General features: G+C 64.4%; 11 protein-coding genes. 6 read left to right on the top strand and 5 right to left on the bottom strand.

The features are described 5' to 3' along the window. Nucleotides 1–228 precede the first annotated feature (228 nt). Nucleotides 229–648 carry a PaaI family thioesterase gene (locus ACEQZD_RS09765; RefSeq protein WP_335629526.1) on the top strand — a complete coding sequence of 140 codons (420 nt, stop codon included), beginning with the start codon at nt 229–231 and terminating at the stop codon, nt 646–648. Between the two features lie 23 nt (nt 649–671). On the opposite strand, the gene ACEQZD_RS09760 is transcribed toward ACEQZD_RS09765, so the two are convergent. Beyond that, nucleotides 672–1097: a VOC family protein gene (locus tag ACEQZD_RS09760; RefSeq protein WP_370185188.1), complete on the bottom strand. Its 426-nt coding sequence runs from the start codon at nt 1095–1097 to the stop codon at nt 672–674. A 91-nt stretch (nt 1098–1188) separates the two neighbouring features. After that, complete coding sequence (locus tag ACEQZD_RS09755; protein WP_335629528.1) at nt 1189–1611, bottom strand: helix-turn-helix domain-containing protein; 423 nt, start codon at nt 1609–1611, stop codon at nt 1189–1191. Nucleotides 1612–1686: 75 nt separating this feature from the next. Between ACEQZD_RS09755 and ACEQZD_RS09750 the strand changes: the two genes are divergently transcribed. From ACEQZD_RS09750 to ACEQZD_RS09735, 4 genes are all read left to right on the top strand, one after another. Beyond that, nucleotides 1687–2166: a DUF2938 domain-containing protein gene (locus ACEQZD_RS09750; protein ID WP_370185186.1), complete on the top strand. Its 480-nt coding sequence runs from the start codon at nt 1687–1689 to the stop codon at nt 2164–2166. A 171-nt stretch (nt 2167–2337) separates the two neighbouring features. Further along, nucleotides 2338–3447, top strand: coding sequence for a ferredoxin reductase (locus tag ACEQZD_RS09745; protein ID WP_370185184.1), 1110 nt, complete (start codon nt 2338–2340; stop codon nt 3445–3447). 9 nt (nt 3448–3456) lie between these two features. Then, entirely contained in the window at nt 3457–4644 is a 1188-nt protein-coding gene (locus ACEQZD_RS09740) for a fatty acid desaturase (protein ID WP_370185182.1), read from the top strand. A 120-nt stretch (nt 4645–4764) separates the two neighbouring features. Continuing rightward, nucleotides 4765–6390: an FAD-NAD(P)-binding protein gene (locus ACEQZD_RS09735; protein ID WP_370185181.1), complete on the top strand. Its 1626-nt coding sequence runs from the start codon at nt 4765–4767 to the stop codon at nt 6388–6390. A 9-nt stretch (nt 6391–6399) separates the two neighbouring features. Here the strand turns inward: ACEQZD_RS09735 and ACEQZD_RS09730 are convergent, their stop codons facing one another. Then, nucleotides 6400–6810 (bottom strand): GFA family protein, encoded by a 411-nt coding sequence (locus tag ACEQZD_RS09730; RefSeq protein ID WP_370185179.1) that lies wholly within the window; start codon nt 6808–6810, stop codon nt 6400–6402. 28 nt (nt 6811–6838) lie between these two features. Continuing rightward, the gene (locus tag ACEQZD_RS09725) at nt 6839–7174 is read right to left on the bottom strand and encodes a hypothetical protein (protein ID WP_348321174.1); all 336 of its coding nucleotides are present in this window, start codon (nt 7172–7174) and stop codon (nt 6839–6841) included. 141 nt (nt 7175–7315) lie between these two features. Here ACEQZD_RS09725 and ACEQZD_RS09720 point away from each other — a divergent pair, with 141 nt between their 5' ends. Beyond that, on the top strand, nt 7316–7558 hold the full coding sequence (locus tag ACEQZD_RS09720) for a type II toxin-antitoxin system ParD family antitoxin (RefSeq protein ID WP_335629536.1): 243 nt from the start codon (nt 7316–7318) through the stop codon (nt 7556–7558). Nucleotides 7559–7731: 173 nt separating this feature from the next. Here ACEQZD_RS09720 and ACEQZD_RS09715 read toward each other — a convergent pair. Next, nucleotides 7732–9695 (bottom strand): OsmC domain/YcaO domain-containing protein (locus tag ACEQZD_RS09715; RefSeq protein WP_370185177.1); only part of this gene is annotated, 1964 nt, incomplete at its 5' end.

The following is a 9695-nucleotide window of genomic DNA, read 5'->3' as shown; positions in this document are numbered from 1 at the left end:
CTCGCGGTCCTCAAAGGCCTCGCCAAACACGTCCATCAGGCCCGCCATCAGGGCGATGTCGTCCGGTTGGATGCGGTGGATCAGGCAAGGGCTGCGGGTCATGGGGCTTTCCAGTGGTCAGGTTTTTGGGGGGGGGGCGAGGCACGACCTGGATCATAACCCGTGCCGGCATTGACCGGGGAGCGCTATTATATAGACTGGTCTATATTGATATTACGGAGCATCGCCATGACCCACGTGCCCGAGGGCTTTCAGCCACACACCCGGAAAAGCGGCTTCACCGCCCCCTGGGAACCGATCTATCACCGCCCCCACGACAACGGCATCAGCCTGGGCCTGCACGCCGGGGAGGCCCACGCCAACAGCCGTGGTTTCGTCCACGGCGGCCTGTTATCCGCCCTGTGCGACAACGCCATGGGCCTGAGCTGCCTGCCGCATCTGGAGGACAGCACCCTGCCGCCGCTCAAGGGCCTGGTGACCGTGAACCTGAACCTGGACTTCCTGGGCAGCGCCCGCGTCGGCCAGTGGCTGGAATTCCGCGCCGACGTCACCCGCACGGGCCGCAGCCTCAGCTTCGCCAGCGCCACCGTACTCGCCGACGGCGAACCCTGCGCCCGCGCCACCGGCGTGTTCAAAGTGCAGCGTTAGCCCGGATCGCCGCAGCGAGCGGGTTAGCCCTGGCCCGTGGTGTCGTCCGCCGGCACCGCTGTCGGGTCCATCCAGAACATTTCCCAGACGTGGCCGTCCGGGTCCGCCAGGCTGCGGTTGTACATAAAGCCCAGATCCTGGATCGCGTTGATGTCCGCCGTGCCGCCGCTCGCGTCCGCTTTTTCATTGAGCCGATCCACCATGTCGCGATCATCGCAGCTGAGCGCCAGCAACACTTCACTGGCGGTGGCCGGCGGGATCGGCCGGTCGGTGAAGGTGCGCCACTTCTCATGGGTGAGCAGCATTACAAAAATGCTGTCGCTCCACACCATGCAGGCGGCGGTGTCGTCGGTGAACTGCGGGTTATTCTCGAACCCCAGCGCCTGATAGAACGCCATGGACGCGGCGAGATCGGCGACGGGCAGATTGACGAAAATCATTCGGGACATGGTTCGGTTCCTGTCTGGCAATCGAAAGGGCCCTGCAACGGGCGTCAGGAACTGGTCGAACCGCCTGCCCCGGCTTCGACATTCGGGGCGTCTACTTTTTCCCAGAGGCTCCGTTTCGGCGTTCGCCGATCACCCCGGCACCCGCCAGCCCCATCAAACGACGGAACCTGGGGCACTCCAGATGGCTGGGCGCGGAACAGGCCGCCGCGTGCCGCAGCCCGTCCCGCATGGCGGTCAGTTGTTTGATCGATTGATCCAGCTCGTCGGCTTTTTCCAGCAGCTGTTGCCGTTCGATCCTGGGACGCCCGTCGGCACCGAACATGGCGGCGATTTCATTCAGGGAGAAGCCAGCCGCGCGGCCCAGCGCAATCAACGAAAGCTGCTCCAGCACGCCGGCGGCGAACACCCGGTGCAGGCCGCGCCGGCCCACGGAGGCGATCAGCCCCTTCTGTTCATAGAAACGCAATGTGGACGCCGGCAGGCCGGAACGGCGCACCACTTCGGAAATATCCATAGCCCTTGACCTCAAGTCGACTTTAAGTAGCAAGCTGTCTTCATCGCCCAACGAAGACACCGACTGGAAGACGCCATGACTCTATTAGCGATTATATTTTTTATCGGCGTGGGAGCCACCGCCATCATGGATCTGTGGGGCTGGCTGCGCAAAAGAGTGTTCGGCGGCAAGGGGCTCGACTACGGCCTGGTCGGCCGCTGGATCGCGCACATGCCGCACGGCCGCTTCCGGCAAGACAACATCGCCGACGCGCCGAAGATGCCGGGCGAGCGCCTGATCGGCTGGAGCGCGCATTACGGCATCGGCATCGTCTTCGCCGGGCTGTTGATCGGGTTAGGCGGCGCCGAATGGGCGGCGCGCCCCACCCTCGGCCCGGCCCTGGCGGTGGGCATCGGCACGGTGGCCGCGCCGTTCTTTCTGATGCAGCCCGGCATGGGCGCCGGCATCGCCGCCTCGAGAACCCCCAGGCCCAACGCCGCGCGCCTGCAAAGCCTGCTTACTCACGCGGTGTTCGGCCTGGGCCTCTACATCGCGGCCTGGGCCACGTCCTTATAGGCAGCCCGCCCTTTTCTGGCATCGCCGGCAAAACCGTGCTGTTATCGGCTATAGGGGGAACCGCTCAACATTTGCACAAAATTGCCCTCTTCCCAAACCACGCCAACCTGAGGTAACGTGAACACCTGTACACAAACAGCATAATAACGAGTGAATACAGGAGCCCAGGCCATGACCCAGGCGCAGGAACCGAAACCGCGGAAAGGCTGGCTGAACAGGCTGGCGGCGATCACCGACATGTTCGCCTTCCCGCTGCGTACCTCCCATTACGTGGAGCTGGTGAACCCGCTGTGGACCACCCACCGTATGCACGCGCGGGTGGTGGACGTGTGGGACGAGACCAAGGACTGCCGCACCATCACGCTGCAGCCCGGCGCCAATTGGCGGCTGCACCGCCCCGGCCAGCACATACGCGTGGGCATCCCAGTGGACGGCCGGCACTACACCCGCACCTACACGATCTCGTCGCCGCCGGAGCGGGACGACGGCCGCTTCACCATCACCGTCAAGAAGATCGAGGGCGGCCGCCTGTCGCACCATATCGTGCGCAACCTGAAGGTCGGGGACTTTATTCCGGTGGGCCTGCCCCAGGGCGATTTCTACCTGCCGGACGCCTCGCCGATTCAGCCGCTGTTCATCACCGCCGGCAGCGGCATCACGCCGGCGAGAAGCATGCTGCACAGCCTGATCGAGCAGCAGCGCCTGCCGGACACGGTGCACATCCACTACGCACCGCACGAGTTCGACACCATCTTCGGCAAGGAGCTGCGCAAGCTGAACGCGCAGCACCGCCACTATCATCTGCACGAAGTGCACACCCAGAAAGAAGACGACAACGCCGCCTACTTCAGCCGTGAAAAGCTGGAGCAGTTCTGCCCGGACTGGCGTGAACGCGACTGCTACGCCTGCGGCCCGCCGGGGCTGCTGGCCGCCCTGGAAGAAGTCTGGGAAGAGGCCGGCCTCTCCAACCGCCTGCATATCGAACGGTTCCGCGCCGAGCTGGCGCCGATCCCCGACGACGCGGTGGGCGGCAAGGTGCGCTTCGCGCAGAGCGATCTCGATGTGGACGCGGACGGCCAGACCAACCTGCTGCGCATCGCCGAGGACGCCGGGCTCAACCCGCCCCACGGCTGCCGCATGGGCATCTGCCACACCTGCAACACCACCTTGAAATCCGGCTGCGTGCGCGACCTGCGCAGCGGCGAATACATCAACGAGCCCGGTGCCATCGTGCAAGTCTGTGTGTGCGCCACCGCCGGCGACTGCGAACTGGACGTCTAGGAGGTCATGATGAGTAAGCGACAGGGTTTACCCGTGGATCTCACGGAAGAACAAATCGACGAATTCGGCCGCGAGATGGACGCCATCTATTACGAGACCCTGGAATCCCGGGGCGAGAAAGATCGGCTCTATATTCTGCGGCTGATCCGCATTCAGCGCAGCATGGCGCTGTTCGGCCGGCTCACCATCTACGCCAGCCTGTTCCTGCTGCCCGCCTGGCCGCACGCGCTGGCCGGCTGGGGCACCACGTTGATCGTGATGGCGCTGGGCGTGATCCTGCTCGGCCTGGCGAAGATCCTGGAAAACATGGAGATCGCCCACAACGTGCTGCACGCCCAGTGGGACTGGATGAAGGACCCGGAGATCCAGTCCAACACCTGGGAGTGGGACACCATGAGCCCGTCCGACCGCTGGATGCACTCACACAACGTGGTGCACCACACCTGGACCAACGTGCTGGAGAAAGACCTGGACGTGGGCTACGGCATCATGCGCGTGACGCCGCTGCAACCCTGGAAGCCCGCCTACCTGCTGCAGCCGGTCTACTTCGTGATGCTGATGCTGCTGTTCGAGGAAGGCGTGGCCCTGCACGAGCAGGCGATCATCGACGTGGGCGAAGGCAAGAAAAAACCCAAGGAAATCCTGCCGCTGATGAAACACATCGGCCGCAAGATCTGGGGCCAGGTGCGCAAGGACTACATCATGTGGCCCGGCCTGGCCGCGCTGGTGTCGATCCCGATCTCCTTCTTCGTGCCGGAATCCCCGCTCACCGTGTTCCTGCTGGTGGCCGGCGCCAACTTCGTCGCCAACATCATCCGTAACATCTGGGCGTTCGTGATTATTTTCTGCGGGCACTTCCCCGCCGACGTCTACAACTTCACCGAGGAACAGGTGGAAGGCGAATCCCGCGGCCAGTGGTACATCCGCCAGCTGCTCGGCTCCGCCAACATCACCGGCGGCCCGCTGTTCCATGTGATGTCCGGCAACCTGAGCCACCAGATCGAGCACCACCTGTTCCCGGACCTGTGCAGCAACCGCTACCCGGAAGTGGCGCCGCGCGTCAAAGCGCTGGCTGACCGCTACGGCCTGCCGTACAACTCCGCACCGCTGTGGCGGCAGTTCGGCACCACCTGGCTGAAGAACCTGCGGCTGGCGTTCCCGGGCGGCACCCTGCCGCCGGAGCCGGCGCGGGCCTGACGGGCGGGCGGCGGACGCCGCCTCCCGGGCAGGGAAGGTAAAATCAAGTATGGCCCGGTGGACAGCAAAGCCCCGCGCCGCGCATTCTCATTTCCCCAGTCATAGGGAAATGACCGTTGTATGCAGCGCATCGCCATTATCGGCACCGGGCCGACCGGCCTCTATACCCTCGCCGCCCTGATCGACGGCCAGGCGCCGCTCGCCATCACGCTTTATGAGGCGGGCGAGCACGCCGGTGTGGGCATGCCCTACGACGAGCACGCCAATCACCGGGCCATGCTCGCCAACATCGCCAGCATTGAGATCCCGCCGCTCACCTGTACCTATCTCGAGTGGCTGCGCGCGCAGTCCACCGGCTTCCTGGCCGGCTATGGGGTGGAGAAACAAACGTTGCACGACCGCCAGTTTCTGCCGCGCGTGCTGCTGGGCCATTATTTCCGCGCCCAGTTCCTGGCGCTGGTGGCGAGGGCCGAAGACCAGGGCCACCGGGTAACCGTGTTCGAAGATTGCCACGTCACGGATCTGCAGGCGGGCGACGAGGACCTGAGCCTGTGGACCGCCCGCCATGACGGGCCGGCCCGCTTCGACCGCGCGGTGATCGCCACCGGCCATGTGTGGCCGTCCAAGGCGGACGCCCGGCCCGGCTATTTCCCCAGCCCCTGGAGCGGCCTGATCGGCGCCGCCATTCCCGCCGGCGCGGTCGGCGTGCTGGGCACCTCGCTCAGCGGCATCGACGCGGCCATGGCGGTGGCGGTGCAGCACGGCCGCTTCCGGGAGCAACCCGACGACGCGGAAAACCCGCTGTGTTTCGACCTGGATCCGCACAGCGCGGACCTGCGCATTACGCTGATGTCCCGGTCCGGCCTGCTGCCCGAGGCGGATTTCTACTGCCCGATTCCCCATGAACCGCTACGCATCGCCACGCCGGACAGCGTCGCCCGGGAAATCAACGCCGGCAGCGAGGGGCTGCTGGACCGGGTGTTCGCGCTGATCGCCCGGGAAGTCCGCGACGCGGACCCGCGCTGGAGCGACTGCATCGCCCTGGAAGAGCAGAACGCCGACACCTTCGCCGACGCCTATTTCGCCAACCGCGCCGAACGCAATCCGTTCCGCTGGGCGCAGCGCAACCTGCTGGAAGCGGAGCGCAACAAACGCGACCGGCACACCGTGCCCTGGCGCTACGCGCTGCTGCGTCTGCACGAGGTGGTGGAAGAGATCGCGCCGCATCTCGACGAGCGCGACCGGGAACGGTTCGACGCCGGCCTGCGCCGGGTGTTTATCGATAACTACGCGGCGGTGCCGCCGGAATCAATCCGCCGGGTGCTGGCACTGCGCGCCGCCGGCGTCATCGACGTGCTGGCCTTGGGGCGGGATTATCAGATGGACGTCGGGGATAGCGGCACGGTAATCAAAACGGCCAACGGCGAGCATCGCTTTCAGGTGTTCATCGACGCCCGCGGCCAGAAGGCCCTGGACCTTACCGATCTGCCTTTCCCGCGGCTGCGCGACCAGCTGCTGGCCCACAGCGACGAATTGCCGCCGGTGGGCGACAACTACACGCTGATGGTGCCGGAGATCGGCGGCCACCGCATCGCCCTGGCCGCGCTGCCGTTTCTGATGCACGACCGGCCCTTCGTGCAGGGCATCGCGGTATGCGCGGAAATCGGCGCCAGCATCGGCGGCTCGATTCATCGCGCGGCGCAACGACGTCGGCTCTGGTTGCGCGGCTACGACGACGAGCATTAAGACACCGGCTTAGGGGTTCAGGACCTCGTCTTCGGTGAGGTTCTCCGTTTTTTCCGCGAACGAAAAGAACGACGGTTTCCGGTCGATGAAAATCTGCCCGGAGAGCGTCCAGGCGTCGCTGTCATCCAGCAGCCCGACGGGAAGGGCGTAGTGGTTTTCTTCGATGTAACGAAAGAAAAGATGGGTGCCGCAGATCTTGCAGAAGCCGCGCTCGGCGAACGCCGATGATTGGAACCTGGCGATGTGCTTCTCACCCTCGAAGGTGACGGCCTGCTCGCACTCGGCGGCGAACATGGGGCCGCCGCCCCATTGGCGGCACATCTTGCAGTGGCAGAGCACCACCTTATCAGTCTTGGGCTTTGCGATAACGCCTACCGCGCCGCAGAGGCAGGCGCCGCGATGTTCGGTTCTGGAATCCATAATCCTCTCCTGGCCGGGTTAGCGGGACCTAGCTGAAAAGCAGGAACGCACTCAGTGCCAAAGAAGCACCGGAGACCAGCAGAGCGGCGGCGAGGGCGAGCCTGTATTTGGCGAACCGGGCCTCCGACTCTCTGGCCGCCATCTCCATGCCGTCCAGGGCCTGCTGCAGTTTGTCCGCCAGCACCTGCACGGCTTCCGCGTTGTGGGTGGCGGCTTCCTGCAGTTCCTGGATCTGCTTCGCCACCACCGGATCGGCCGGGCCGGTCTCGGCGGAGCGGGACGTAAAGGCGGGTATCGCGATCGTGGCGATCTGAGCCACGTAGGGCGCGACCGCTTTGAGGATCGGAATCAGTGGCGCTGCCATAAGGGTTCCTCCAATTTAGTTCATCCTAACGCGATCGCGGCGCTGCGCCTCCTCCCGGCTTCGCCGGGGGCTCGGCATCTTGCGCCAGAGCCGACTCGGAGGGCAGAATAGTACCAATTATTGGTACTTTCGAGGTGTATCATGCCAAAGAACACCAGCATCAGCCTCGGCGAGCATTTCGACACTTTCGTCGCGGAGCAGCTGAACAGCGGACGCTATAGCTCCACCAGCGAGGTGGTGCGAGCGGGGCTGCGCCTGCTCGAGGACGCGGAGACCCGCCTCGGCACCCTCCGGAAAATGCTCCAGGACGGCGAAAACAGCGGCGTCGCCGACTACGATTACGACAGCTTCATTGAGGAACTGGACCGGGAAGACGCCACCTGATGCCCACCTTTACGCTTTCCAGGAAGGCCAAAGCGGATCTACGCGCCATCGCACGCTACACGGAACGTCGCTGGGGGCGCGAGCAACGTGCGGCGCCGTGCACATCGTGCGCATTCTGCATAAGCGCATGATGCCCCACGAACACTTTTCCTGAGTGGCTCAAACCAAGCCGATTAGCCAGCCAGATTGATTCCCGCCCTCGCCGCACGGGCGGCGTGCAGCTTCTTGTAGCTTTCGATCAGGCGCTGGTGTTTTTCCAGGCCGTCCAGGCGCGTGTTGGTCGGCGTCAGGCCGTGGAAGCGGACGCTGCCGTCCACCGAGCCGACCACCGCGTCCATGGTGTCGTCGCCGTACATGCGGCGCAGGTTGCGCAGGTAGTCGTCCAGTTCCAGCTCGTCGTCCAGAAGGATTTCCAGCACCGCACTGACGGCGCGGTAGAACAGGTTGCGCTCGACGGTATTGTCGTTGAACTGCAGGAAGGCTTCCACGCGCTCCAGGGCTTCCTCGTGCTGGCCCAGGGCCAGGTTGATCAGCAGTTTCAGCTCCAGCACGGTGAGCTGGCCCCAGACGGTGTTCTCGTCGAACTCGACGCCGATCAGCGTAATGATGTCGGTGTAGTCGTCGATCTGGCTCTCTTCCAGGTGCTCCACCAGATCGGCCAGCTGGTCGTCGTCGAGGACGTGCAGATTGAGAATGTCCTCGCGGTAGTCCAGCGCCTTGTTGGTGTTGTCCCACACCAGATCTTCCACCGGGTAGACCTCGGAATAGCCCGGCACCAGGATGCGGCACACCGGCGCGCCCAGGTCTTCGTGCACGGCCATGTAGACCTCTTTGCCCAGATCCTCGAGGATGCCGAACAGGTTCTCCGCTTCCTCCTTGGTGCTGCCGGAAAAGTCCCATTCGTGGAAATCGTAGTCGGCGTTGTCACTGAAGAAGCGCCAGGAGACCACGCCGGTGGAGTCGATAAAGTGCTCCACGAAGTTGTTCGGCTCGCTCACCGCCAGGCTGTTGAAGGTGGGCAACGGCACATCATTCAGGTTTTCAAAGCTGCGGCCCTGCAGCAGCTCGGTGAGGCTGCGCTCCAGCGCCACCGCCAGGCTCGGGTGCGCGCCGAACGACACGAACACGCCGCCGGTGCGCGGGTTCATCAGCGCCACGCAGGCCACCGGGAACTGTCCACCCAGGGAGGCGTCCTTCACCAGCACCGGGAAGCCCTGGGCCTCCAGCGCCTCGACGCCTTCCACCAGCTTCGGGTATTTCGCCAGCACTTCTTGCGGCACGTCCGGCAGCGCCAGCTCCTCTTCAATAATCTGCTTTTTCACCGCCCGTTCGAAAATTTCCGACAGGCACTGCACCTGCGCTTCCGGCAGCGTGTTGCCCGCGCTCATGCCGTTGCTCAGGTAGAGGTTCTCGATCAGATTGGACGGGAACCACACCGTCTCGCCGTCGGAGCGGCGCTCAAATGGCAGGGAGCAGATGCCGCGCGCCTCGTTGCCGGAATTGGTGTCGATCAGATTGGAGCCGCCCAGTTCGCGCTCGGGGTCGAAGATCGCCCGGCAATGGGCATCCAGAATCTCCTCGGGCAGCTCGTCGTTGGGGCCCGGCTGAAACCACTGCTCGTTGGGGTAATGCACGAAGGCGCTGTTGGCGATCTCTTCGCCGAAGTACTGATCATTGTAGAAAAAGTTGCAGCTCAGCCGCTCGATAAACTCACCCAGCGCCGAGCACAGCGCGCTCTCCTTGGTGGCGCCCTTGCCGTTGGTGAAGCACATCGGCGAGGCCGCGTCGCGAATGTGCAGCGACCAAACGTGCGGCACGATATTGCGCCAGGAGGCGATCTCGATCTTCATGCCCAGGTCCTCGAGGATCCCGGTCATGGTGGCGATGGTTTCCTCCAGGGGCCGGTCCTTGCCCTCGATATAGGTGCGCGCCTCACCGTCGATACCGGCCATCAGCAGCGCCTGGGCGTCCTCGTCCAGGTTCTCCACCGTCTCGATCTCGAACTCCGGACCGGTCTGCACCACCTTCTTCACCGTGCAGCGGTCGATGGAGCGCAGAATGCCCTGGCGGTCCTTGTCGGAGATGTCCTCCGGCAGCTCCACCTGAATCTTGAAGATCTGGTTGTAGCGGTTCTCCG

It is taken from the genome of Alloalcanivorax sp. (assembly GCF_964221125.1).
Lineage (GTDB): Bacteria > Pseudomonadota > Gammaproteobacteria > Pseudomonadales > Alcanivoracaceae > Alloalcanivorax > Alloalcanivorax venustensis.
Note: the sequence above shows the minus strand (reverse complement) of the source record. Positions and strands in the feature narration are given on the sequence as shown.